The 25,083-nt window shown below is 37.8% G+C and carries 22 protein-coding genes and 2 pseudogenes; 9 read left to right on the top strand and 15 right to left on the bottom strand.

Annotated features, from left to right (window positions below; translation table 11 throughout):
• Positions 1 to 1,210, top strand: a pseudogene (locus tag ACFPQ3_RS09455) (transposase); the annotation flags it as partial.
• 265 nt (positions 1,211 to 1,475) lie between these two features.
• Here the strand turns inward: ACFPQ3_RS09455 and der are convergent.
• The 4 genes from der to nrdR form a co-directional block, all read right to left on the bottom strand.
• Positions 1,476 to 2,786, bottom strand: a complete 1,311-nt coding sequence (gene der, locus ACFPQ3_RS09445) for a ribosome biogenesis GTPase Der (RefSeq protein ID WP_156807079.1) — start codon at positions 2,784 to 2,786, stop codon at positions 1,476 to 1,478.
• A 156-nt stretch (positions 2,787 to 2,942) separates the two neighbouring features.
• Positions 2,943 to 3,845 carry a primosomal protein DnaI gene (gene dnaI, locus ACFPQ3_RS09440; RefSeq protein WP_156807078.1) on the bottom strand — a complete coding sequence of 301 codons (903 nt, stop codon included), beginning with the start codon at positions 3,843 to 3,845 and terminating at the stop codon, positions 2,943 to 2,945.
• On the bottom strand, positions 3,846 to 5,000 hold the full coding sequence (locus ACFPQ3_RS09435; protein ID WP_156807077.1) for a DnaD domain protein: 1,155 nt from the start codon (positions 4,998 to 5,000) through the stop codon (positions 3,846 to 3,848).
• Entirely contained in the window at positions 4,987 to 5,481 is a 495-nt protein-coding gene (nrdR, locus tag ACFPQ3_RS09430; protein ID WP_156807076.1) for a transcriptional regulator NrdR, read from the bottom strand. Before nrdR ends, ACFPQ3_RS09435 begins: the two co-directional genes overlap by 14 nt.
• A 321-nt stretch (positions 5,482 to 5,802) precedes the next feature.
• Here nrdR and ACFPQ3_RS09425 point away from each other — a divergent pair, with 321 nt between their 5' ends.
• Positions 5,803 to 6,858 (top strand): alpha/beta hydrolase fold domain-containing protein, encoded by a 1,056-nt coding sequence (locus ACFPQ3_RS09425; protein ID WP_156807080.1) that lies wholly within the window; start codon positions 5,803 to 5,805, stop codon positions 6,856 to 6,858.
• A gap of 1,279 nt (positions 6,859 to 8,137) precedes the next feature.
• Here the strand turns inward: ACFPQ3_RS09425 and ACFPQ3_RS09420 are convergent.
• The 8 genes from ACFPQ3_RS09420 to ACFPQ3_RS09385 all read right to left on the bottom strand — a co-directional run bounded on the left by ACFPQ3_RS09420 (position 8,138) and on the right by ACFPQ3_RS09385 (position 13,093).
• Positions 8,138 to 8,518: a RidA family protein gene (locus tag ACFPQ3_RS09420; protein WP_156807075.1), complete on the bottom strand. Its 381-nt coding sequence runs from the start codon at positions 8,516 to 8,518 to the stop codon at positions 8,138 to 8,140.
• 125 nt (positions 8,519 to 8,643) lie between these two features.
• A complete protein-coding gene (locus tag ACFPQ3_RS09415; protein ID WP_156807074.1) occupies positions 8,644 to 9,114 on the bottom strand; it encodes an NUDIX hydrolase in 471 nt (156 codons plus the stop codon).
• Positions 9,115 to 9,121: 7 nt separating this feature from the next.
• Positions 9,122 to 9,337, bottom strand: coding sequence for a YozE family protein (locus ACFPQ3_RS09410; protein ID WP_156807073.1), 216 nt, complete (start codon positions 9,335 to 9,337; stop codon positions 9,122 to 9,124).
• A gap of 10 nt (positions 9,338 to 9,347) precedes the next feature.
• Positions 9,348 to 9,839, bottom strand: a complete 492-nt coding sequence (locus ACFPQ3_RS09405; protein WP_156807072.1) for a GNAT family N-acetyltransferase — start codon at positions 9,837 to 9,839, stop codon at positions 9,348 to 9,350.
• Entirely contained in the window at positions 9,836 to 10,345 is a 510-nt protein-coding gene (gene msrA / locus ACFPQ3_RS09400; protein WP_156807071.1) for a peptide-methionine (S)-S-oxide reductase MsrA, read from the bottom strand. The genes ACFPQ3_RS09405 and msrA overlap by 4 nt, the downstream gene beginning before the upstream one ends.
• Before the next feature lie 127 nt (positions 10,346 to 10,472).
• Complete coding sequence (locus tag ACFPQ3_RS09395) at positions 10,473 to 11,780, bottom strand: D-alanyl-D-alanine carboxypeptidase (RefSeq protein WP_202913595.1); 1,308 nt, start codon at positions 11,778 to 11,780, stop codon at positions 10,473 to 10,475.
• A gap of 289 nt (positions 11,781 to 12,069) precedes the next feature.
• Positions 12,070 to 12,711, bottom strand: a complete 642-nt coding sequence (locus ACFPQ3_RS09390) for a DUF4368 domain-containing protein (protein WP_232323256.1) — start codon at positions 12,709 to 12,711, stop codon at positions 12,070 to 12,072.
• A gap of 166 nt (positions 12,712 to 12,877) precedes the next feature.
• Positions 12,878 to 13,093 (bottom strand): hypothetical protein, encoded by a 216-nt coding sequence (locus ACFPQ3_RS09385; RefSeq protein ID WP_156807069.1) that lies wholly within the window; start codon positions 13,091 to 13,093, stop codon positions 12,878 to 12,880.
• A gap of 364 nt (positions 13,094 to 13,457) precedes the next feature.
• On the opposite strand from ACFPQ3_RS09385, the gene ACFPQ3_RS09380 reads away from it, so the two are divergent.
• From ACFPQ3_RS09380 to ACFPQ3_RS09355, 6 genes are all read left to right on the top strand, one after another.
• Positions 13,458 to 15,251 carry a type I restriction-modification system subunit M gene (locus ACFPQ3_RS09380; RefSeq protein ID WP_156807068.1) on the top strand — a complete coding sequence of 598 codons (1,794 nt, stop codon included), beginning with the start codon at positions 13,458 to 13,460 and terminating at the stop codon, positions 15,249 to 15,251.
• A 3-nt stretch (positions 15,252 to 15,254) separates the two neighbouring features.
• The gene (locus ACFPQ3_RS09375; RefSeq protein WP_156807067.1) at positions 15,255 to 15,941 is read left to right on the top strand and encodes a hypothetical protein; all 687 of its coding nucleotides are present in this window, start codon (positions 15,255 to 15,257) and stop codon (positions 15,939 to 15,941) included.
• Positions 15,934 to 17,211: a restriction endonuclease subunit S gene (locus tag ACFPQ3_RS09370; RefSeq protein ID WP_198039935.1), complete on the top strand. Its 1,278-nt coding sequence runs from the start codon at positions 15,934 to 15,936 to the stop codon at positions 17,209 to 17,211. The genes ACFPQ3_RS09375 and ACFPQ3_RS09370 overlap by 8 nt, the downstream gene beginning before the upstream one ends.
• On the top strand, positions 17,201 to 18,340 hold the full coding sequence (locus ACFPQ3_RS09365) for a hypothetical protein (protein WP_156807065.1): 1,140 nt from the start codon (positions 17,201 to 17,203) through the stop codon (positions 18,338 to 18,340). Before ACFPQ3_RS09370 ends, ACFPQ3_RS09365 begins: the two co-directional genes overlap by 11 nt.
• Positions 18,340 to 21,372 carry a type I restriction endonuclease subunit R gene (locus ACFPQ3_RS09360; protein ID WP_156807064.1) on the top strand — a complete coding sequence of 1,011 codons (3,033 nt, stop codon included), beginning with the start codon at positions 18,340 to 18,342 and terminating at the stop codon, positions 21,370 to 21,372. Before ACFPQ3_RS09365 ends, ACFPQ3_RS09360 begins: the two co-directional genes overlap by 1 nt.
• 152 nt (positions 21,373 to 21,524) lie before the next feature.
• Positions 21,525 to 22,289, top strand: coding sequence for a DUF2785 domain-containing protein (locus ACFPQ3_RS09355; protein ID WP_156807063.1), 765 nt, complete (start codon positions 21,525 to 21,527; stop codon positions 22,287 to 22,289).
• Positions 22,290 to 22,415: 126 nt separating this feature from the next.
• Here the strand turns inward: ACFPQ3_RS09355 and ACFPQ3_RS09350 are convergent, their stop codons facing one another.
• The 3 genes from ACFPQ3_RS09350 to pyrH all read right to left on the bottom strand — a co-directional run bounded on the left by ACFPQ3_RS09350 (position 22,416) and on the right by pyrH (position 24,747).
• Positions 22,416 to 23,270, bottom strand: coding sequence for a CvfB family protein (locus ACFPQ3_RS09350; RefSeq protein WP_156807062.1), 855 nt, complete (start codon positions 23,268 to 23,270; stop codon positions 22,416 to 22,418).
• A gap of 65 nt (positions 23,271 to 23,335) precedes the next feature.
• Positions 23,336 to 23,893 (bottom strand): ribosome recycling factor, encoded by a 558-nt coding sequence (gene frr / locus ACFPQ3_RS09345; RefSeq protein ID WP_156807061.1) that lies wholly within the window; start codon positions 23,891 to 23,893, stop codon positions 23,336 to 23,338.
• Positions 23,894 to 24,000: 107 nt separating this feature from the next.
• Positions 24,001 to 24,747 carry a UMP kinase gene (gene pyrH / locus ACFPQ3_RS09340; protein WP_198039934.1) on the bottom strand — a complete coding sequence of 249 codons (747 nt, stop codon included), beginning with the start codon at positions 24,745 to 24,747 and terminating at the stop codon, positions 24,001 to 24,003.
• A gap of 173 nt (positions 24,748 to 24,920) precedes the next feature.
• On the opposite strand from pyrH, the pseudogene ACFPQ3_RS09335 reads away from it, so the two are divergent.
• Positions 24,921 to 25,083: pseudogene (locus ACFPQ3_RS09335) on the top strand (helix-turn-helix domain-containing protein); the annotation flags it as partial.

Raw genomic sequence — 25,083 nt, 5'->3', positions numbered from 1 at the left:
CTACTGGGATGGAAAATCTCATTCGTGATTTGTTCATTGATCTCAATCTTCGTTTGAAAATGGAAGAATTAGTGACGTTGGATTGTCTGTTTATTGATGGCACTAAGATTGAAGCTAATGCCAATAAGTATAGTTTCGTGTGGAAAAAGGCTACGGATAAGTTTTCCGCCAAACTTCAAGAACAGATACAGGTCTATTTCCAAGAAGAAATCACACCCCTTATCCATCAGGCCATTGTGCTGGATGAAGAAGAACCTATTACCTCAGAACAGTTAACAGAGTTCACTCAAGTCCTTGAAGAAGAATTGGCTAAACTAAGCCAAGCCATTGAGGGGGAGCCTGTAAAAGGAAAGGACGACCGTAAAACTCAACGTCGTAAACTCAAGAAAGTCCTGCGTAAAGTTAAGGATGATTTTTCAGTACGTGCTGAAAAATATGAGAGATATCAGGATACTTTCGAAGGACGCAATAGCTTTTCCAAAACAGATACAGATGCCACTTTCATACGGATGAAAGAAGACCACATGAAGAATGGTCAGCTCAAACCAGGCTATAACCTCCAAATCGCTACTGAGAACCAATTTGTTCTTCACTATGATGTCTTCTCAAATCCGACAGATACTAAAACTCTTTTGCCATTTTTCGAAACCTACCCACATGATGTGAAGACCGTTGTCGCAGATGCTGGATACAGCAGTGAAGAGAACCTTCTTCGCTTGAATGAAAGCAATGTGAACCATTTGTTTAAGTATGCCATGTTTGATAAAGAGCAGAAGAAAGGGTATAAACCGTCAGCTAGGAACTTAACGAATTGGCACTATGATGACAAAGAGGATAGCTATACTCATCCTGACGGGTGGTGCTATCGTTTTCACCATGTCAAACATCAGAAAACACAGACGGACTTTCAACAGGAAATCAAGGTTTACTACGCCGATGAACCTGAACTAGCCCTCAAAAGGGACTGTATATCAACGAACGTTATCAACACTTAAAGGCTAAAGAATGCCAAGCACTTTTATCTCCCGAAGGTAGACAGATTTTCGCTCAACGCAAGATTGATGTGGAACCTGTCTTTGGGCAGATAAAGGCTTGTTTGGGTTACAAAAGATGTAACTTAAGAGGCAAATGTCAGGTGACAATTGACATGGGATTGGTACTTATGGCCAATAATCTCCTAAAATACAATAAGAGAACAACTCAAAACTAAAAAGCTAGAGTTCCGCTATTAGGAATCTCTAGCTTTTTTGTCGTTGAGAACTATTTTTGTCTCAGACTTTTTTTGTTTTTCTTGCACGAAAGCATTCACACCCCCTAGACAATTCACTGCATCTTGGAGAAAATCATTTCAACCTTACCTTTTTCCACCAGTAGAACAACTATCGCTGAAATATGAAAAAACTATACAATTGCAAATATCCGACAAGCTCCTGTTCATAACGGACAACTTGTTTCATACCAAGCTCCTGTAACAATTATTTTCGCTTACGAGCAATTAAATGAATTGGTGTCCCTTCAAAACCAAAGGCGGCACGAATTTGATTTTCCAAGAAGCGCATGTAAGAGAAATGCATTAATTCTTCTTCATTCACAAAGATAACGAATGTCGGTGGTTTAACAGCAACTTGAGTGCCATAAAAGATTTTGAGGCGCTTGCCTTTATCTGTTGGCGTTGGATTAATCGCGATCGCATCCATGATGACGTCGTTAAGCACTGCTGATGGAATGCGTTTGTTTTGACTATCACTAATACGCTTGATGAGATCAGGCAATTTATGGAGACGTTGTTTTGTAACTGCAGAAACAAAAATAATTGGTGCGTAACTCAAGAATTGGAATTGGTCACGAATATCCGCTTCCCATTGCGCTACGGTATGATTATCTTTTTCAAGTGTGTCCCACTTATTAACCACAATGATAATCCCTTTTCCAGCTTCATGCGCAAAGCCGGCAATGCGTTTATCATACTCTCGAATACCTTCTTCAGCATTGATAACCATCAAAACAACATCTGAACGATCGATGGCACGCATGGAACGCATCACCGAGTACTTCTCCGTATTTTCATAAACCTTCCCAGATTTGCGCATACCTGCCGTATCAATCATGGTATACTCTTGACCTTCACTATCAGTAAAGTTGGTGTCAATCGCATCACGGGTTGTGCCAGAAATTGGGCTAGCAATTACGCGTTCTTCTCCCAAGATAGCGTTAATAAGGCTCGATTTTCCAACATTTGGACGACCAATTAAACTAAACTTAACGATATCTGGATTTTCTTCTTCATGCTCTGTCGGAAGATTTTCTACAATAACATCCAAGATATCACCTGTACCAATCCCGTGAACAGATGAAACAGGGTAAGGATCTCCCAAACCTAGAGAATAAAAATCGTAAATGTCATTACGCATCTCAGGATTATCAACTTTATTGACAACTAAAATGACTGGTTTGTTAGTCTTATAAAGGATACGAGAAACATACTCATCCGCATCCGTGACACCTTCTTTCCCAGAAACAACAAAAACAATAACATCCGCCTCAGTCATCGCAATAGCCGCCTGATGCTTGATTTGCTCCATGAATGGAGCATCCACATCATCGATACCACCAGTGTCGATAAGAGAGAATTGACGATTAAGCCATTCTCCAGTAGTATAAATACGATCGCGTGTTACTCCTTCAACATCTTCAACAATAGAGATGCGTTCTCCAGCGATACGGTTAAAAAGTGTTGATTTACCAACGTTGGGACGCCCAACAATGGCAACTGTAGGTAAAGCCATATTTCTCCTCAAAAATTTTTTCATAATTTAACCGTTATACTATTAAGCAATCTAATCCCTTTTCAAGCCAATTTTGACGCCAACGATAGATTATGATGTTAAAAGTTAATTTACCTTTGGTTAAAGTATAACAGTTTTGATTAATTGTCTCAAAATTTACCTTCTATTTTCTCCTTGAAGATGAATTTCTCTTGCTAAAAATCTGATGCGCTCCATCACGCGTTTAGCTTGCCAAGTTTCATCTGATCCCTTAATATTTCCTAGTTTTTTCTCTAAATCAAAAAAACTATAATTTGATGTAAAGAAAGTTGGCAATTCTTCCAACATTCGGTATTGCAAAATAACTTGAAGCACCTCATCACGTACCCATGATGTTGATTGCTCTGCACCAATATCATCTAGAATAAGAACTTGAGCTTTTTTGACTAAGTCAATTTCTTCCTTAACAGTACCGGTATTAATAGCATTTTTGATATCAATAGCAAAGCTTGGAAAATGTAAGAATGTTGTTGAAACATCCTTCTTTTCAGCTAATTCACGTGCCATAGCAGCCAGCATAAAAGATTTCCCAACCCCCATATCACCATGAAGATAAAGTCCTCTTTGTTGAGAATTAGGGTATTCAGCTACAAATCTGATCAAATCATCAAAAACCTCAATGCGCTTAACATCATCTAGATAAACATCTTGGAAAGTAATTTTTTTATAAGTTTTGGGCAAATTAACTAGATTAATGCGATTTTCAATCGCTTGCTGATTTTGTGCAGCTTTCAATTCTTCCGTTTCACGATAAGAGACGTCCGCATATCCTTCATTCATGAAGAGCATTGGTTGATATCCCTTAGCAATATAGCTGACATCTCCTGACTGAAACTTCGCACGTTCGTTACGGTATTGGTTAAATTTTGGTAAACTACGTTTTATTTGTTCAGAAGTCATCTGGTTCTTGGCAATAAAATCAGATATCTCTGAATCAGCTAGAATCATCCGCATCAATTCATCAGTGCTAGTTTTATATAGGTGCTGACTGCGCTCAATGGTTTGTCCAACTTTTTCCATCTATTCATTTCCTCCCAGACGCGCCAACATTTGTCGCTTCATTTCTTCAAGTTTAGCCATTTCCTCAGGCGTAGTCTCATTCTTGTAATCAGGATTACTCCATTCAGGCACATTAGGTTTAGGTGTTCGACGCGATGGTTGACTCTCTTTCTTTCTCTGGTCAAAGCTACGCAATTTAATAATGGCCTGCTCGGCAGTTGTGATATCTTGATAGGCAAAATCATTTGCAATCTTCATCAGATAAGACTTGTTAAGATTAGCTGACTTAGTCTTTGCCATCGTATAAATCACCATGACATTTATCACTTCGTCTAAGAAATTCATCGCAACTAACTCGTCCAAACTTCTCCATTCATCAGACGTAATAACAGCCTTACGAGATTTTTTTATTTCACCTAGAATCTCAGTTGCATTCTGTGTTTTAACCTTAGCTAACAACTCAAATTCTTCTTTTGTGAATTCAGCCGAAAAGGATTGCTCTTCTTGTTCCAAAAAAGCTTTGATACGCTTAGGTAAGATAACATGCCTGTGAGCCGTTTGCTTGGCAATTTTATACAACTCAAACCAGGTCAGTTGATATTTTTCAGCTAAATTATAAAGCTCCACAACTTCTTCGTCTTCCTCAACTAGACGCAGACCGTCGGATTGCATCCGTTGTTTAAAAAATTCCCAATCAAATTGAGAAGTTCGTTGAGGCTTGATGCTAATTTCATCAATGCCAGTGAATACATCCGAAAATCTTTTAGAAAGGTTACGAAATTTTTCGGGTGTTTTCCTGATAAATTGTTCTACAGCTACTTCACCAATACGTTTTTCTAATAACCGACGATAAGCAGGATTGTCCAAAAAATCTGTAATTGTTAGAGCAGGTTTTAAGTCAATCACATATCCTTCTGTAGTTTGGTAAAAACCAATTAAATCCATTGCAGTTAGTAAAGCCAGAGATTCCTCAAATCGTAACATCCCAAACTGCATATGATTTAAGATATCAGTAAATTTATATTTTCCAACACCATTATCCCAGAAAGCAACAAAATAAGCATAAAGCCCGACTGCATCAACTCCTAAAATTGGTTGATACACTTTAGCAAGGCTTTGCGTATCATAAACAGGACTATGTCCCTCAAGATAGGAAAATATATCATTCGGTGTCATAAATTTGACTCCCACTCTTCTTACTTCTTACACGACTAGTGATTTGTCTAAGAAGTTCTTCGATTTCATCAACATCCTTAAAAGAGCGATAGACACTCGCAAATCGAACATAGGTGATCTCATCCAGCTCAGCCAATTCATCCATGACAAGATTACCAATAACGGTGCTTTCAACTTCACTATCATAGTCGCTACGAACCTTGCGCTCAATGCGACTAATCGCTTTTTCAATATCGCTACTAGATACCGGTCGTTTCTGAGCACTTTGAATGATGCCATTTAAAATTTTATCACGAGAAAATTGCTCACGCGTTCCATCTTTTTTAATCACAAGAAGTGGCATTTCCTCTAAACGCTCAAAAGTTGTGAAACGATTAGCACACTCTTCACACTCACGGCGACGACGGATCGTATTGCCATCCTCAGCCTGACGACTATCAATAACACTAGATTTATTGCAATGACATTTTGGACAACGCATAACACACCTACTTTCTCTAATATCTATTACCTCATTTTACCATAACTTTTACAATAAACAAAGCAATCATCTTTTGAAAACCATGTCGAGTAATTTTACTAATTTCCTAAAGTAAGTTCCAGTTTATCTCCCGCAATGGAACATTTTCTAAAATAGGTTTCACTGTTTTGTACGTTTTTAATATGAAGTATTCTTTAAAATATCAATGGAAACAACTTTAAACTTTTAGTTCTAAACTTGATTTGCACAATCTCTACTATTCAGCATTAAAACATCAATTATCAAAAATATGTTCATTTATCGTTGACAAAATTAATTTCTATACCTATACTAATTCTGTACAATAAACTACTTATAAAGGAGAATATTTTGAAAAAAATTCTCAAAACGCTTATTATTACTGGATTGTTCTTAGTCGTTTCGTATCCCTATATCACACATGCCCGCGACCGTTCTTGGAAAAGTTGGTTCATTGAGCAATATTTCTGGTTAAAACGTGATAAAAGCTACTACCAAATTCAAGACGATAGCACCTTCCAACAGTATCTCAATGCCAGCCGTGAGCAATCCGACCAGCCCTATCACCTTGATCCCAGCACTGTCAATGGTCAGTTAACAGAGGAGAAATCCCTTTTCAACATGCAAGTCTTTACTTGGAATGACAAAAACAACAAAGAGCAAAAAACTATCCTCTATCTTGCTGGCGGGTCATACCTCAACAATCCTACAAGATACCATATTAGTATGTTGAAAAACTTATCAGAACAACTAGATGCTAAAATTGTCCTCCCAATTTATCCCAAAACACCTCGCTATAGCTATGATTATGCTATTCCTCGATTAGTCAATCTCTACGAAACCGTTTCCGAGACGACTGATCATCTCATTTTTATGGGTGATTCTGCTGGTGGAGGACTAGCTTTGGCGTTAACGTACGCCTTGCACAATGAAAGTAATCCAAGACACTTAAAGCAACCCGAACAGCTCATTTTACTATCTCCATGGTTAGATGTTAACCTGACCCATCCTGACATTCCGAAATATGAAGGTAGCGATCCAATCCTATCAGCCTGGGGACTACGCCGGATTGGGGAACTCTGGGCAAAATCTCCTGATAACACTAACCATATCTATGTTAGTCCAAAAAACGGCCCTACTAATTACCTCTCACCAACAACTATTTTCACAGGGACGCGAGATATTCTTTACCCAGATATTCGTGACTACGCCAACAGACTTAAGGCAACAGGAATTAACAAGGTTATCTACATTGAAAAAGAAGACATGAATCATGTCTATCCTATTTATCCAATTCCAGAAGCAGTTGAAGCACAAGAACAACTCATTAAAATCATCAATGGCACCTACCCCTATTAGAACTACATTTCACTAAAATTCTTGAAAACTTTAGTTGAGCCACCATATCTTACTAGAAAAGTAATGATTTTTTAAGGATAATACAGCATTCTAAAATCTCCTTATCAGTTGGCACATCTCCATAAGAACTATCAGTTATAAAGCCAGCCTCAGCCAGATTCATCTTTACTTCTTTCACAAATGATAAAAACGTAGTTGGTAGTTTCTACGTTTTTCTGTATGATTCAAAATAGCTTTAATACTAATCCACATTCAAAAGTTACTTTTTTGTTTCTTTCTTATAGACAATATGTAAAGACCCCCAGTGGATGTCTCGTGGATTTACCTGTACACTAGAATAAAAAAACAATCAATTTCTAACAGGAATTACCACACTCAATTGGAGGCCTTATATGTTTCATTTTTAAATCAAAATCTAATAGCTTGTATTCACAATTTTTTGGAACAGCTAGGCTTATGTTGTAAGGATACTCGAAAGGTTAAGAGACCTTTGGAGGTTAGAAATGAAACCGACGAAGTCAACGTCAAAACCTCCTATAGAGTTCCATTCCTTATTTCTAAACCTAAGTTCTTCGTTCGATTTTTAGTTTTAAGGCTCACACTGAAAGTGTCCACTGGACAGTTTCACTCCTCTCAACGATTGACAGAATCTGCTCAATCGTTTTTTTACCACGACACGGTAGCAGTGGCAACTATCTGTTTCGAGCGACCTTGTGGTCGCATTTTAGATGACGCTAAAAAGTTTAACTTGTGAGAATGAGATTTGCCATCCATGCTGGTTTGTCCCAATTTCTAGTCTCAATATAAATGATAAATATGGCTGAATTTCTACAACAATAGACATCTAATTAACTCCAATTGTTAAAATATAAAATCCACCATTTCAGATTTTGAAATGAATTCAGTATTAAAAATCCCACGTTTTAAAATGAAATGCACCCAAAAGACATGATCGTCTGATATACTAGAATTCCTCAACTCAGTATAGAAACAGATGAACATGTCCACTAATCATTCTACCAAAAATCCGTTCTTACCAAGAATAAGCTTTGAACTCTCTTATTTCCAAGCTCAGACTACTGTCACTCTCTTATTTCTCAGCACCAGTTTTTGATAGCCTTCCCCAAGACTATCAAATTCCACCAAACAATTTCACTGATAAAAATATCACTATTGCGAAACAATCGTTTTATCTTCACAACGTTCATTAGTCCAGCAATGACAGCAGAAAATCTAAAATTCTAATTTTGTTTTTGAATGCGTATAGACACCAAATCCTTTAAGCGGAGACTTCAGCAACCACTTCAATCTCAACTTTGGCATCACGTGGTAAACGGGCCACTTCAACAGCTGAACGAGCTGGAAAATCTGAACTGAAAGCCGTTTGGTAAACCTCATTGAAGGCCACAAAATCATTCATATCACTAAGGAAACAAGTGGTTTTCACCACATGATCAAAATCTGTACCGGCCGCATCTAAAATCGCAGCAATATTTTTCAATACTTGCCGTGTTTGTTCTTGGATTGTTTCTCCAACAATCTCCCCAGTCTCAGGTGACAAAGGCACTTGACCACTTGCAAACAATAAGTTACCAATAATCCTCCCTTGAACGTATGGTCCAATTGCTGCAGGTGCTTTATCTGTATGAATCGTTTTCATTAGTGTCTCCTTTTTTATCATATGAATATATATTACCTTAACTCCAAAATAAGATTAGCAAATGTCGATAGAACTCAAGTTTCTCAAATCAACTTAATATCGTCCTAGCCAGTCACTTCACAATGCTAATCCTTTTCTCTTTCCACCCGTAAGGTCAAGTGATTCGGCAACTGAAAAATCTCATTTTTCAAAAACTCAGGGTAAAAATAGGTTTCTTGCAACTCCTCAAAAGCGAGCCACTTGAACTGATTAACTCTACCATGTTCCATAACTAAAAAATCCTCAGTATCAGCCACTAGAAGCTCCACCAAAAAATAAAGACAGATTTCATGAAAGGACTCTTTTGTCTGATCTTCAGTAAAAAAGGCTTGATTAAGCCACAAAGGACGAATAAGCTCCGCTTGCAATCCTGTTTCTTCAAAGACTTCTCTGAGAATGGCCTCTTCAGCCGTTTCTTTTATAGCAACACGACCACCAGGTAAGTAAGAGTAAGGTGAGTTAGGTTCTTGAATGGTCAACAATCTTCCGTCACGACAAATAACCGCTGCTACACGGTAATTGAAGCGACCACCTACTGTTTTAAAGCTCAAATCCATTTGTCCCTCAATGTCCTAAATATTCTTCCCAAATTCTATCAAAATCACCGAGATTAAAGGCAAAACTTGCCTCATCTTCCAAGTAACGACTGACAACTTCAAAATCATCCGTGTGTTTAGGGAAGGTTGTATCCTCAAAAGCCAAATCCGCTAAGATGGCCATCGGCTTATTTGATTTTGGATTGCGTTGTGCCATCAGCCAGCTATAAAATGATTTCCTCACTATTTTCTCCTTAATAATCAAAAGGTTCATCGTCCACATAAATCGTTTGCGTCAACTGTTCGCCTTGATAAGGCTTACGAACTTCAATTAAATTTAAAACTGTATATCCTTGGCTTCTCAAAAAAGATAACATCTCATGATTATTAGGATGAACATATTGAAATAATGTTTCACCACCTACTGATTGAGATAGCTGATTAGCCTTTTCAAAAAGAACCGCCGCACCACCTTGTCTGCGAAACGCCTCGGAGACAAAGAGCTGTTCTATCCAAACCAATGAACCTTCCACCTTACAAACAACATAGCCAATTAAAACCTGTTCGATAAAAGCGCCATACATGGGATACTTCTCATCTAAAAAGAAGGTAAACTCCTCTGCTCCTTCTTCTAAATCAAGGGCAACCTGTCGATTTTTAAAACTTCTTAATGTTGAACGAAATGCTGCCAAAAGAGCAGCAGCCTGTATTTTATCATCTATAGTCAACGCTCGAACAGCAATCACTTCCAGTTCTCCTTCAAAAAGGCTTTACGAATAGCTGAGCTCTCTTTATAGCGTTCTGGACTCTTCTGATAAAACCCTTGGTGGTATTCCTCTGCCTCATAAAATGGCTGCGCGGGTTCAATGGTTGTGACAATCGGCTTATCAAAACGCCCTGAAGCCTGCAAGGCTGCCTTGGACTGCTCTGCTATTTCCTTTTGACGGTCATCACAGTAAAAAATCACAGGGCGATAATTATCTCCACGGTCTTCAAACTGGCCAAATGCGTCTGTTGGATCCGTTTGCGCCCAGTAAATCTCAACTAGATCTGAAAAAGTAATTTTCTTAGGATCAAAAATAATCTCAACAGCCTCCGTATGACCAGTTGTTTTACTGCAAACTTGCTCGTAAGTAGGATTTGAGACATGCCCAGCAGTATAACCGCTTCTCACTGATAAAATTCCCTCTTGCTCTTCAAACGGCTGTACCATGCACCAGAAACAGCCCCCTGCAAATATAGCTCGTTCCATAACGCCATCCTTTCCGTAAAAACTGATGGAACTCTTTTAGACAAATTCCTATAATGGTTCATTATAGCAAAAATAAGTATTATTAGGCAATTTAAAAAGCGAGTTTCCTCGCCTTTTTTTGCTTATTTTATTTTCTTTTTCGTTTCCATTCAAAAATCGAAATACCCAGTAAAATAACAATAAGCGGAATAACAATTAAACCTTTTTTAAACAAAAGATCTGTAAGCGATGTTTGATTTTCACTTGATCTCGGTATAGCTGTCTTTATTGCTTTAGTTACAGGATTTTCAACAACTGTTACCATTTGACTTGATGTTATATTAGGACTAACACTTTCAAGCCCGTTATCTAAAGAGAGATTCCCTTGTTCATCAACCTGATAAACTGGTTCTGTTCCTTTTCTCAAAGTGCCATAAAAATCCTCTTTTAGTGCATATTTTTGACCGTTGATTTCATGCTCTCCAGCTTTTAATAAAAGACGGTTCTCATAATCAGCATAGACTTTTTCAATAATAGCATTTCCAAAAGGATGGCGATAATATTCCCCGTCTTGATCAGCCCAATCACCTACTCCCATGATAACTGAAATAACTTCCTGACCATTACGGTTAACCGTCGCTATGTAGTTAAAGGCTCCTCTTGGACTTGAACCGGTCTTAAGACCGTTAACTCCTTCAATACCATATTTAGCTCCTGGCAAAGAGTAATTGTAAGTCTCAAAAGTTTCTTCATAAGGTGTTCCTTTTTTAACTGTAACAACAGGATCTTTTGTATGTTCAAGAATAGCAGGATGTTTTTTAACCAAATGATAAACTAAGATAGCCAAATCACGTGCAGTTGTTTCATTTGGTAAATAATTATCATAACGCTGAGGCAAGTAGTATCCATTAAATGCTACCGCTGCAGCTCCGCTAGCGTTATTCCACATCGTATTGGTCATGCCTAACTCTTGAGCCTTGGCATTCATCATATCAAGAAAGGCATCCGCATCATTATTAGACAAATAATTAGCCAACATAACAGTTGTTGCATTTGACGATGGTACAATCGTCATCGTAATAAGCTCACCTACAGTATAATCAACACCAGCAACAATTTTATTATTGGAAATTGCATAAATCTGGGCAATAGCTTGATCCGCCTCAGTTGCTGTAATAATCGTTTCCTCAGTCAAACGACCCTCAGCAATAGCTTCATAAACTAGATAAAGCGTCATCACCTTACTTATACTTGCAGGATCACGTAGGGCATCAATATTATCCTGCCAAAGAATTTCACCGGTCTTCCCATCAATAGCAATTGAGGCCTTTGGACGATTCATTTCCAAAACCTCATAACCAGCCGCACGGGTGATGTCCATAATGTCTTCTGCCTGTATAGCTACAGGAAAAAACAGAGCAATAAAAACAACCAAGAGTACAACAAGTTTTTTCACAAAACACCTCATCAATACAAATTATAGATGATTCCATTCTATCATATCTAAAAATGATTTTAAAGACCTTTTAAAACTCAAAACCATTTCCATTGCTTCGATAATTCCAAAAGTAAGTTCCATCTCACCTTTTAAAGTGGAACCTAGTCTAAAACACATATTTAGAGTCGAACTAGGTCTATAAATTAGCCTATTTCACTGTTTCAGTCCCATTTGTGGTATAATGTCCACACCTCACCGAGCAGTCCGTTAGTTATTATTTTACGAGCGGGTTTTTAGTTCGCTCGTTTTATAATTCTCCGATAAATTGATAATGCAGTTCAATAGTGACTTGACGGTTTTTGTCACGTCCAGTTGGTTGGTGGATGACGATTTTATCAATCAGTTCATTCACTAGCTGTGTTGTTAAGTTTTCAAGTTTTGTGTGTTGGCGAATAGTTCGCATAAACTTGTCAATGTTTTTCGCAGATTCGGTTTGACTAATCAGAACCTCTTGAAATTTCTGAATTTGCTGGTTGAGTTCAGCTTGCTCACTCTCGTAACTGTCCACCAATTTTCTAAATCTCTCATCACTAATCTCGCTTAGCAGTTGCTTTTCATAGAGCCTTTGGATAATTGTGTCTAGCTCCAGCGAACGTTTCTTGGCTTTATTTAAATGTTTGCGTAAGCTATCTTGCTTTTTACTCTCTCGAATATCGAAGCGAGACTTCAGTTTTGTGAGCAATTCTTCCTCGTTAAATTGAATAGAAGAAATTAGTTGCTGAAGGTCGCCAAACACTAATTCTTCCAGAATTTCTTTGCGAAGGTAATGTGAACCAGAACAAGTGTCGCCAGCTCGACGATAATGGTAACACTTGTAGTGGTCTAGGTTTGTGTTGTCTTTTTGTTGCGGACAAAAACTGAGTTTATGACCATTTTCGCAAAAATCCAAACCTGCAAAGAGATTTTCATAACTCCGAATAGATAATAAGTCGCCTGACGAAATCCCTCAGAAACGGCGTTGTTACGCCAATTAAATATCACCCGAAACAAATAGCGATGCGAACATCAAAAGCAAGCAAAAACGGCTGAACTATTAGCCGTTTTGGTATTGCATCTTATTTTTCAAGAATATCTACTACCAAAATCTCAACTGTCTGAGCCATTAGTTTTTGGGTATAATCCGAAGAAAATTCAGCCTGTTCGATTTTATCAAGCAGGTCCTTGACCTCGTCTGGTGCTTCAAGCTGACAGGTGTAGCGAAGTACCTTGTTGTCGCTCAAAACGTAAAACGCCTCGAAGGTTTTCTCCTCTTCAACTCGTCTCCAATCCACCTCAAAATTATTGAATCGAGAGAGCTTAATTCGGTCGCCAGCTTCTAGTTCGAGATAGACGTGACGGTATATGTTGAGAGCACGTTCGGCACTTTTTAGATCAGTAAAGGGTGGTTATTTCAATTTTTCCATAAAAATCTCCTTTCGAGTTAGATTGTTGCTTTCAGAGGACAACTCTCTTTGCGAAAAAGTCCAGTATTGTAAAGCTCAATAAGGGAGAAAGGCACTGATAATGACTTAAATCTGTGCTATAATAGAGTAAAAGAATAATCTCGAAGAGAGCTCTCTTCCTTAGTTATATTCATAACTAAGGAATCCTATCAGCTTCTTACGAAAATTATTTATTAATAAAAAGGAGTGGAAAATGGGCGAAAGATTTACAAATGAAAACATCCGTAATGAGAGAATGACAACAAATATTAAAGAAAAGGCTTCTTTGATATGGAATATTGCAGATATTTTGAGAGGACTTTATAAACCTCATGAATACGGAAAAGTTATTTTACCTATGACCGTGATAAAGCGTCTGCATGACACCCTGCTTCCGACAAGAGATAGGGTACTTGAGGTTTCTAAGACTTTATCTAATATTAAAGTGGCGCAAATTAGGGATAGAAAACTGACAGATACCTCTGGCTATAAATTTTATAATACAAGCAATTTTACATTTAATAGTTTATTGAGTGACCCTGATAATATTCAAGAGAATTTTTACGCCTTTCTTAATGGTTTTTCTGAAAATGTCAGAGATATTCTTGACAACTTTGAATTCGATAAAGAAATTTCTAAGATGACAAACAATGACGCTCTGTTTGCAGTTATTCAGGAATTTAATAGTCAGAAGGCATATTTAGGGGCAGATACAGTGACTTCCACTGATATGGGTTATATCTTTGAAGAGTTAGTCCGCCGTTTTTCTGAAAGTTATGGAGAAGATGCTGGAGCCCACTTTACCAGCAGGGATATTATTTACTTGATGACAGATATTCTGCTTATAGACGAAAAACCATCAGATAAGCCTATTGTAAGAACCATTTATGACCAAACAATGGGCACATCTCAGATGCTTTCAGCGATGACGGAGCGAATTAAGGCTCTCGACGCGAATGCTGATGTGACGACTTTTGGTCAGGAGCTAAATCCAGAAACCTATGCTATTGCCAAGGCTGATACAATGATTCGAGGAGGAAATCCTGATAATATGGCTTTGGGCTCCACTCTTTCAAAAGATGCTTTTTCAGGCTACACTTTCGATTACCTAATCTCTAATCCGCCTTTTGGTATAGATTGGAAAAAAGACCAGAAAGCAGTCAAGGAAGAGGCTGAGTTAGGTGAGAAAGGGCGCTTTAGTGTTGGTTTGCCTAAGATTTCGGATGGGCAACTTCTTTTTCAGCTAAATGGCATTTCTAAGTTGAAGGATACAGGTCGGATGGCGATTATTCATAATGGCTCCGCTTTATTTTCCGGAAATGCTGGCGGAGGTGAGTCTGCGATTCGTGAGTATGTGATCATGAACGACTGGCTGGAAGCAATTATTCAGCTCCCGACGGATTTATTTTACAATACGGGCATTTCCACTTATATTTGGATTATTACTAAAAATAAGGCAGAAGAACGGCGAGGTAAAGTTCAACTTTTAGATGCGAGTAGGGCTTTTGTAAAACGTCGTAAGAATATTGGTGATAAAAAGGTAGATATTGATAAAGCTCAGCGTGAATTGATTGTACAGGCTTATGGTGAGTTTGCGAACAGAACCTACACCGAAGGTGATACTTTGGTAGAATCGAAAATCTTTGATAACAATTTTTTCGGTTATCGAAAAGTTGTTGTTGAGACTCCTATGTATGACGAAGACGGAAATATTGTTCGCAAGAAAAATGGAAAAGCGACACCTGACACAAGTAAACGAGATACAGAAGATATTCCATTAACGGAAGATGTTGATGAATATATTACTCGAGAGGTTTTACCTTTTAATCCAGACGCTTGGGTAGATGACAGTAAGACGAAAATTGGTTATGAAATTCCTTTTACACGCCTATTTTATAAATATCAAGCACCAGAGGGCTCTGAAACGATCGCTAAACGGATTAAGGAGCTAGAAGAAAAAATTGTTAAGAATTTTGAATCTCTAAGTGGCCAAGATGTGGAGGGATAAAAGGTGATTGAGCTTGATAATTTTTTCTATAGCAATGATAGTGATGTTATTGCAAGATTTAAAGAATTGATTAGTCCTGATAATGAAAAGATGTTTAGGAATGCTGTTTTAAATAAAGAGTTTCGATTAATTTGTCAATATTTAGACGGTCAGGGATACAGAATTACTCAATTCCCTAATATATTACACACCTCAAGTAGTCTTCATTCGTTCGCCTATAACCAGATACGTTCCTACATTCACACAAAACGCAATAGCATCGGGACAGTTACATGGGATGAGAGGCGTCAATTAATCATGGCATTAGACTTTGTCAAACAAGATGGAGCCGTTCTGCTAGTCCCCGATGATTTGCAAACCATCATCAGGAAAATATCTCTCAGGGATGCGACATGGGAGCAACAGACAGATGATGAGAAGTTACGAACGATTGCAGATGTAATTGAGAATCTCTTAAAGCTTCCTAGCGGTAAGTTCCTTCCTCTGAATGAGGCTGATTTTTATGGTCTATTTACAAATGAGCAATTGAGAGAGTTGAGGGGACAGTTGCAGGTTTTTAGGCATAGCCATGAACAGGCTCTTGAATCAAGAACATCTGAATTCGACAATTTCAGAAAGAAATTCCTAATACATTTGGGTATTGTTATTCTGATTCGGTTGAATGAAATTAAGGAGGGGCTTAATGCGTAAGATAAAAGACAGCGGTATTGATTGGATTGGGGAAGTTCCATATAACTGGAGAGTGGTTCCTATAAAATCTTTTTTATCAAAGAAAAAAGAGATTCTTGAAAAGTGGACAGGTGAAAATGTACTATCTTTGACAATGAACGGAGTAGTTATTAGAAATCTGGAAAATCCAAGCGGTAAAATGCCAACAACATTTGATGGCTATCAGAAGATTGATAAAGGGAGTTTAATATTATGTCTTTTTGATATTGATGTTACGCCAAGGTGTGTTGGGATCGCTTATAATGATGGTGTGACAAGTCCAGCATATTCCCAATATAGAATAATAAACGGGAACTTAAAGTTTTATTACTATCTACTACTTATGATGGATAACGATAAAATATTACTACCATATTCCAGAACATTAAGGTCTACTTTAACTGATGAATACTTTGGTGCAGTTAAAGTAGCTATTCCCCCTCTATCCGAGCAAGAGAAAATCGCTCAATTTCTCGATAAAAAAATAGCTTTGATTGATGACATTATCACAGATACTAAGACCTCAATCGAAGAACTAAAAGCCTACAAGCAATCGTTGATTACAGAAATTGTCACCAAGGGGTTAGACCCTACTGTAAAATTTGTACCGTCTGGTATTCAGTGGGTGGGAAATGTGCCTGAGGGGTGGGGAATTATCCCCCTTAAATATTGTGTTAGTTTGGATGACAATAAGGTTAGCCAAGAAGAGATTGATGCTGATTTATTTATTAAATATGTTGAAATTGGTGCAGTTGATAGTATTAATGGAATCTCTAATTATCAAGAGATGGGACTCCTATCATCTCCTTCTAGGGCAAGAAAGCGTGTAAAAGAAGGAGATACGATTGTTTCTACTGTTCGAACTTATCTCAAAGCAATTACCACAATTGAAGATGATGAAAATGTTGTAGTATCAACCGGGTTTGCTGTATTGAGACCTAACGATAAAATTCTTCCTGAATTTCTTGGATATGCCGTTAAAAGTGATTCTTTTACAGAAAATGTTGTAGCTAATTCGTATGGAATCTCTTATCCTGCGATTTCTGCTCAAAAACTAATATCTCTACCAATAGTTTTACCTAGTATAGAAGAACAATCTAGCATCGCTAGCTATTTGGATAATAAAATTATTATTATTGATAAAATGATAATGGAGAAAGAAAACATTATCTCAGAATACCACACATATAAAAAATCCCTCATTTATGAGTATGTGACAGGTAAGAAACAGGTAGGGGCTAATGAAGGCTGATTTTGAGTTACTCCTAAAAGTCAAAAAGGGAGATGGAGATTTGCGTCGCTTATTTTGGGATGCTTTTGAGAAAAACAACGAAATTAGTCGACTAGCCCAGACTGATAATCTTGTTTGTAACTTTCCAGAGGAAACTCCTTTGAGCTTCAAGATTGTTATTAAACAATCGGGAGATGTTTTGCACTGTCGGCTAAAAGCAGCTGTTGATGTGCATTGGGGAAAAGCCTATTTCTATGATAAGTTTCGTGCAAGGATAGATAGTATTTTAGGTCAGTATTTTGAAGTCACACATTATTCCTCTGATTTATCTGGTTACTATGCGAAAAAATGCTACCCCATTCTGTTCGATTACGAAACAAATTTAAGAAAGATAGTCTATTTTATTTATCATTTTTACGATATTAGAGATGCAACTAGTAATCGCAAAAAGCAGAAACTAAATGATTATGTTGAAAATCTGGATTTGAGTGAACTAGAGAGACTTTTATTTTTGAAAAGTTGGTTGTTAGTTGGAAATTCCTATGAGTTTTGTGATATTAATAAAGGCAGAGAGCTGTATGAGAAAATCCAAAAGTTGGATAGCAAACCGGAGTTTCGTAGTATGTGGGATATTAGCATTAGGCCGTTTTTACCTCAGCAAGCCATTGATGAACGGGTGATAGAGAAAATTCGGGCGGTTCGAAATAAGGTGGCTCATCACAAGCTGATGACTTTTAATGACTGGAAGTTTTGTAGGGGTGAGGTTAGGGATTATGCTAATAAATTTCATGATATGCAGAAAGGTCTTATCGATAGTAAGTTTCGTCAGACTCCAGAACTTGCTGTTTCATTTCAAGAGGCTTTACAGGCTATGTCTAAGCATTTTCAGGGTATTGTTGATTCCATGCAACTCAACTCAAAGTTGACTGGTGATATAATAGCTACCGCCCTAAAAGATATCAGGATACCAAAGATAGATATCCCTAAAATAGTCACACCTGTCATAGCTGAAATTGCAGGCCAATCTGCACAGATGTCGAAACTAATGCAAAGTGTAGTTATTCCTCGACTGGATGTGCCAAGGAAGCATAATATAGTATTACAAAATGATGAGCAAACGATAGAAAACGATAAAGGAGATAAGGGATAATGGAAGATAATGAAAAACGCTTTGAACAAGATATAGAAACTTGGTTGACCTCGGCGGAAGGCGGTTGGACAAAAGCCAAGTTTCAGGAGTTGAATTATGAAGCAACTAAGGGATTGGATTTGGAACTACTGATTCAATTCATCAAAGAAACTCAAGCTAAGAAATGGGCAAGGTATGAGAAGATGGTCGGCTCTGACCCTGTCGGAAATTTTTATAAACGCTTTGAACAGGAAGTGTCCCAACATGGTATCTTGCATGTGCTTCGTAAGGGGATAAAAGACAGAGGCGTTCAGTTCAAGGTTATTCAGTTTCGACCATCATCAGCCTTAAATGAGGAGATAAATAAGGATTATCAAGCCAATAAAACTCAGGTCATTAGACAATTTGCGTATAGCTCTCATAATCATAACACCCTTGATATGGTACTTTCAGTTAATGGTATTCCCCTAGTTGCTCTTGAGCTTAAAAACCAGTTCAAGGGGCAGTCGGTTGAGCATGCTAAAAAACAATTGATGTTTGACCGAGACTCTAAAGAAGCTATTTTTCAATTCAATCACCGCGTGCTGGTTTATTTTGCAGTAGACTTGAATCAAGCGTGGATGACAACGAAGCTGTCTGGGTCTAAAACGTTTTTCCTCCCTTTTAATCAGGGCTCAAATGGTGCTGGAAATGTTGGTGGTGCTGGAAACCCAGAAAATTCAGAGGGGTATCAAACTGCCTATCTCTGGGAACGAGTACTACAAAAAGATGCTCTTTTGGATATCCTGCAACGCTTCATCAATTTGGAGATCAAGTATGAGAAAGATTTAGCAGGTAAAACGGTAGAAAAACGGAATATGATTTTTCCACGCTACCACCAATTGGATGTTGTCAAGAAGCTGGTAGCCGATACTAAGCAAAAAGGTTCTGGCCAGCACTACCTTATTCAACACTCTGCAGGCTCTGGAAAGTCAAATTCAATTGCTTGGCTGTCTTATCATTTGCAGAAACTTCATAACGACAAGAATGAACCTATTTTTAATTCAGTTATTATTGTGACAGATAGAACTGTTTTAGACCGTCAATTACAGCAAACTATAACATCCTTTGATGCGACGACGGGCTTGGTTGAAACTATCGGCGACAATAAATCTTCGAAAGACCTACTTAAAGCTATCAACGATGGGAAGCAAATCATTATCACAACTTTACAGAAATTCCCAGTTATTTATCAGGATGTAGAGTCGACAACTGGTAAGAGATTTGCAATTATTGTTGATGAGGCTCATTCGTCTCAAACGGGCTCAGCTTCTCAAAAGCTTAAAATTGCCTTATCGGATAGAGAAGAGGCTCTGAAAGAATGGGAAGAGTTTGACGAGGAAGCGTCAAGCAAGGCACGAGATAATGAAGATGAGCTGAACAATACTTTGCTTGGGCAGGGGCGACATGAGAATATCTCATTTTATGCCTTTACGGCAACACCTAAGGCTAAGACACTTGAACTTTTTGGTCAGCGGACATTAGATGGAAAATTCCAGCCATTTCATGTTTACTCAATGCGACAGGCAATTGAAGAAGGTTTTATTTTAGATGTTTTGCAAAATTATATGACCTATCATACGGCTTATCAGATTTCAAAGCTAGTGCCTGACGACCCTAAACTTCCCACTTCTCAAGCCAAGCGAGCAATTGCCAGGTATGCTGATTTGCACCCCTATAACTTAGCTCAAAAAACTGAGGTGATGGTTGAGGTGTTTAGGGAAAAGACGCGGCATGCAATTGGAGGTAGAGGGAAGGCAATGGTCGTAACCTCATCTCGCTTGGCGGCAGTTCGATACATGAAAGAGTTCAAACGCTATATCAGTGAAAAAGGATATACTGATATGGATGCTCTAGTTGCCTTCTCTGGCGAAATAACTGATAATGGCGAAGAATATACCGAGCCTAAGATGAATGGACTCAAAGAAAACCAACTCAAAGAGGCATTTACAACCCCTCAATATAACGTTTTAATTGTTGCCGAGAAATATCAGACAGGATTTGACGAACCGCAACTACATACCATGTTTGTCGATAAAAAACTGCGTGGTGTTAAAGCAGTTCAAACACTTTCCCGTTTAAATCGTACCATGCAGGGGAAGGTGGATACTTTTGTGCTAGATTTCAAAAATTCTGCCGAGGAAATTAGAGAGGCTTTTCAACCGTTTTATGAAAAATCAATGCTAGACCAAGCTATTGATCCCAATATTCTTTATGATGCAAAAGAAAAAATTAGAAAATATCATCTTTATAATGATGATGACGTTGATAAAGTTGTTTCGCTTTATCAATCTTCAAGCCATTTACAGGATGAGAAGATGCTTGGGAGATTAACGAATAGTTTTCATCCAATTATTGAGAGATATAGTCAATTGGAAGACACAGTTAAATATGAATTTCGGACGCTATTGCGAGGCTTTAGGGAGAAGTATAATTACATTTCTCAACTAGTTCGTTTGTTCGATAAAGAGCTACTTTCGGAATATCTATTTATTAACTACTTGATTTCTTTGCTTCCTAAAAATAGTCAAGAGGTTATTGATATTTCTGATAAGGTTCGTATGAACTATTATAAGCTTATTTATGATAACGAAGAGTCTATTACACTTGTTGAAGGAGAGAATCCTGAATATAAACAACAGCAAGGGATTAATCCGTCGGTAAAACCGCCAGAAGAAAAAGATACGCTTACGGAAATCTTAAATAAAATCAATTCTCAATTTCCAGAAGTCTTTACAGATGATGATCAAGTTGTGCTCGATATGATTGTGAAGCAGGTTGTTCAAAATCCAAGTGAGCGACAAAGGTCAATAGCTAAAAGTAATGACTATGCCATGTTTAAGAAATCATTGTTCCCAAAAGAATTTGAAGATTTAGTTATCAGCCTATCTGAGACAAGCGAAGGGACGTTTGAAAAACTATTTTCAAATGAAGAAATTTTCAAGTTTATCATGGCTACATCAGCTCAAGAAGCCTATAAAAAGTGGCGAAGCAATGCCGAGAGCACAAAATAAGAATACTTTATACATAGAAACAAAAGAACTATCTATGATGAGTAGTGTAGACCTCTGACACTATTCATCATGAGAGGTTTTTAGTGGGGTATAGGCATTAGCTTTGTATTGTGGTGTTTGGACTGCTGTCTGAGTTGTGGTATCATATTGCTATGATAGAAACATTACAGCATAAACTAAATTCTTTAATTTCCTATACAGATGAAGAACTAGCTTGGTGTCTTTTAAATATCGGACATCCCGATCCAGAAATTCGCGATAACTTGATTTACAACACCTTCGGATATGGCTTAGAATATCAATTGATTAGTCCCAAACAATTTCTTCAACTAGCTCAACAGCTTCAAAACAAACGTTTTCTTAAACATCCAGATACTTTAACTCGCTCATTTTCAGCACTGCTAGCCAGTCTGCTCCTTTTCTGTGATAACTTGGAAAGTAGCCCTTATTTTTCTCTTTTGGAAAATAGCAGAGCGGCACTCTTTAAAGAAGCATTTGATTTCCTAAAAACCGAGTCAGATACCCGCGGTTATGATGATAAACAAGGTTGGATTCACGCCATCGCCCATGGAGCTGAATTTCTCATGGCTACCAGCCTTCACGAAACCTTTCCACAACAAGAGTTACACGACGTTTGGCAAACAACCATTGATTTGCTTTACAAACAAAAAAGCGTCTTTTCAGCTGGTGAAGCTGATCGTCTAGCTTTTATCTTTATTCAATTAGTTATCTCTGAAAAGTTAGAACAAAAAGAACTGGCAAAATGGATTTCTAACCTTAGCTCTTCTGAACAAAGTCCAGAAGACTATTTTTGTTCACTCAATATCCAAGCATTTCTAGCTAAAATCTATCTAACTTGTGAAAAAGAAGAAATTTTAAAACCTGAATTGAAACAAGCCATTTTAACTCACTATTAATTGCTCTATAAATTTTCAAAATTGTGATAATAGCCAAAAGACCTATTCCTCCTTTTTACAGGGTGGAATAGGTCTTTTTATAGTCTCAACTGGTATTAGACCTCTAGTAAAATGCTACTGTCCACACTAGATAAGCTCTGTACCGAACTGATCTTGTTTTATCTTGCCGGTTTTCATGAGACCGCCAAGAGCTTTTTTAAATTGTCCTTTTGAAATCCCAAAGACTGATTTAATTTCATTTGGAGATGACTTATCATTTAAAGTCATAAAGCCACCGTTGGTTTCCAAATAGGTTAAAATCATCTGTGCATCATTTTCCAACATTTCAAAAGAACGGGGCTTAACAGAAAGATTAAGCGTGCGGTCAATAGCACGATAACCAATAACCCTAGCTTCAAGCACTTCCCCCAAACGAGGTTCTACAAAGCGTTCACTTGGATGAATAAAACCAAGCATATTATTATCTGGTAAGTACACAAAGGTTCCAGATAATTTCAAGCGGTAAACAATAGCTTTCAAGGTTTGATTTTGCATATTATCATAGGCAGGACCAGCTATTTTTTGGAAAACTTCAGGCTGCGCAGGAATTCCCCAAATACGGTCTTTGGCGTCTACATCAAGCATTACGTAAAGTTGATCGCCTTTTTTAGGCCACAGCTCCTTAATCTCTGGGAGAATATCAAGAGAGATAACGATTTGCTTATCAGGTAAACCAGTATCCACAAAAACCCCTAGGTCTTTTCGGACATCCGTCACGGTTCCCCAACCATATGTCGCACGAGTTGCTTTTATTTCATTGGTAGTCAAGCGTGGTTTTTGTTTACTGTCGCTATAGGCAAAACCCGTTACCATATCTCCAATAGCATGTGTTCCTTCATTTTTATCCAAGGCAAACGTCAATCCGTCTTTTTGGACAAAATAAAAGTTTGTATTTTCATCCGTTACCAATCCAGTGATAACTGTTCCAAGTAATTTATTCATTTATTTTCCTTTACAAAATTGAGGAAGTGGACCGCCACCTCCTCTGTTTTTACTATTTTTGTCCCTTATACAGTCAAAAGCTCTTTTTCTTTGTCAGCAGTCATGCTATCAATTTTCTTAACAGCATCATCTGTAGCTTTTTGAATATCTTTTTCAAGAGATTTCAATTCATCTTCTGTGATTTCTTTAGCTTTTTCTTGCTTTTTCGCTTCATCCATTGCATCACGACGGATATTACGGATAGCAATCTTAGCATTTTCTCCAACTTTTTTCACTTCTTTAGCCAAATCTTTACGTGTTTCTTCCGTCAATGCTGGGATTACCAAACGGATAACTGAACCATCATTAGCAGGATTGATACCAAGATCTGATTCATTGATCGCACGTTCAATATCTTTGATTGATGATTTATCAAATGGTGACACCAAAAGGACACGCGCTTCAGGAACCGTGATTGATGCTAATTGGTTAAGTGGGGTTGGAGCACCGTAGTATTCTACTTGGATACGGTCTAAAAGACTTGCGTTGGCACGTCCTGCACGGATTGATGCAAATTCACGAGCCAATGATTCGTGCGAGTGTGTAAAACGTTCTTGTGCTTTTGTGATAATTGTGTTTGCCATAATACCAGTTATCAAAACCGAGTAAACCAGACCAGAATTTTTTCTGGTTCTGTTTATCAGAGTCAATACCTTTCTTTTTCTTTAAATTTTTAACAATAGCAGAGCTATTAATGAGTTGCTTTATTTGAAACAGTTGTTCCGATATTTTCACCGAAAATAACGCGTTTGATATTTCCAACTTCATTCATATTGAATACAACCAAATCAATATCATTATCCATAGACAATGTAGAAGCTGTAGCGTCCATAATTTTAAGACCACGCTTAATGACTTCTACGTGAGTTAATTCATCAAATTTGACAGCGTCAGCATTTTGACGAGGGTCATCGTTATAAACTCCATCAACACCATTTTTCGCCATCAAAATAGCTTCAGCTTCAATCTCCGCTGCACGAAGCGCAGCTGTTGTATCCGTTGAGAAGTAAGGAGAACCAATCCCTGCGCCAAAGATAACAATGCGACCTTTCTCGAGATGACGGAGAGCACGACCACGGATGTAAGGTTCTGCTACATTTTGCATAGCAATTGCAGTTTGCACTCGAGTGTCCACGCCATATTTTTGAAGACTATCTGCCATTACTAAAGCGTTCATCACTGTACCAAGCATACCAGTATAGTCTGCTTGTACGCGATCCATACCTGCTTCTGCTGCTGGCTCTCCACGCCAAAGATTTCCCCCTCCAATAACAAGAGCAATCTGTACGCCTGATTCATGCACTTCTGCAATTTCTTTAGCCATTTTCTGAACAGTAGGCAAATCAATACCAACACCCTTATCACCTGCCAAAGCTTCACCAGATAGCTTAATTAAGACACGTTTGTATTTAGGTTCCACGAATTCTCTCCTTATCATATACTAAATTTCATCTCTAATATTCTATCATAAGTTGCCTATTTTACCTAGCGAAATCTCACAAGATTTTAGTAAAACAACTCTCTCCCGCGTTGTAAAATGAAGTGCAACAGAAAAGACATGTTCTTCTGATATACTAGAATTCCCCAACTCAGTATAGAAAGCAGATGAACATGTCCACTAACTATTCTACCAAAAAATCTCGTTATTCTCACTTATCAGCTTCTGAGCGAGGCGAAATTAGTGCTTATTTGAAAATGGGGAAAAAGCCGCTGAGATTGCACGTTTACTCAATCGTCACCGTTCTACCATTACTCGTGAGATTAAGCGTGGCAC

It is taken from the genome of Streptococcus caledonicus (assembly GCF_042656225.1).
Classification (GTDB): domain Bacteria; phylum Bacillota; class Bacilli; order Lactobacillales; family Streptococcaceae; genus Streptococcus; species Streptococcus caledonicus.
This window is presented reverse-complemented; position numbering and strand designations above follow the sequence as displayed.

What these genes read in the sequence shown, in the direction of transcription:
- dnaI (WP_156807078.1), bottom strand. Translation starts at nt 3,845, where the DNA reads ATGGAAAAAGTTGGACAAACCATTGAGCGCAGTCAGCACCTATATAAA.
- ACFPQ3_RS09360 (WP_156807064.1), top strand. Translation starts at nt 18,340, where the DNA reads ATGGAAGATAATGAAAAACGCTTTGAACAAGATATAGAAACTTGGTTG.
- ACFPQ3_RS09415 (WP_156807074.1), bottom strand. Translation starts at nt 9,114, where the DNA reads ATGGATTTGAGCTTTAAAACAGTAGGTGGTCGCTTCAATTACCGTGTA.
- ACFPQ3_RS09380 (WP_156807068.1), top strand. Translation starts at nt 13,458, where the DNA reads ATGGGCGAAAGATTTACAAATGAAAACATCCGTAATGAGAGAATGACA.
- ACFPQ3_RS09365 (WP_156807065.1), top strand. Translation starts at nt 17,201, where the DNA reads ATGAAGGCTGATTTTGAGTTACTCCTAAAAGTCAAAAAGGGAGATGGA.
- der (WP_156807079.1), bottom strand. Translation starts at nt 2,786, where the DNA reads ATGGCTTTACCTACAGTTGCCATTGTTGGGCGTCCCAACGTTGGTAAA.
- ACFPQ3_RS09420 (WP_156807075.1), bottom strand. Translation starts at nt 8,518, where the DNA reads ATGAAAACGATTCATACAGATAAAGCACCTGCAGCAATTGGACCATAC.
- pyrH (WP_198039934.1), bottom strand. Translation starts at nt 24,747, where the DNA reads ATGATAAGGAGAGAATTCGTGGAACCTAAATACAAACGTGTCTTAATT.
- nrdR (WP_156807076.1), bottom strand. Translation starts at nt 5,481, where the DNA reads ATGCGTTGTCCAAAATGTCATTGCAATAAATCTAGTGTTATTGATAGT.
- ACFPQ3_RS09350 (WP_156807062.1), bottom strand. Translation starts at nt 23,270, where the DNA reads ATGAATAAATTACTTGGAACAGTTATCACTGGATTGGTAACGGATGAA.
- ACFPQ3_RS09355 (WP_156807063.1), top strand. Translation starts at nt 21,525, where the DNA reads ATGATAGAAACATTACAGCATAAACTAAATTCTTTAATTTCCTATACA.
- msrA (WP_156807071.1), bottom strand. Translation starts at nt 10,345, where the DNA reads ATGGAACGAGCTATATTTGCAGGGGGCTGTTTCTGGTGCATGGTACAG.
- frr (WP_156807061.1), bottom strand. Translation starts at nt 23,893, where the DNA reads ATGGCAAACACAATTATCACAAAAGCACAAGAACGTTTTACACACTCG.
- ACFPQ3_RS09435 (WP_156807077.1), bottom strand. Translation starts at nt 5,000, where the DNA reads ATGACACCGAATGATATATTTTCCTATCTTGAGGGACATAGTCCTGTT.
- ACFPQ3_RS09370 (WP_198039935.1), top strand. Translation starts at nt 15,934, where the DNA reads ATGCGTAAGATAAAAGACAGCGGTATTGATTGGATTGGGGAAGTTCCA.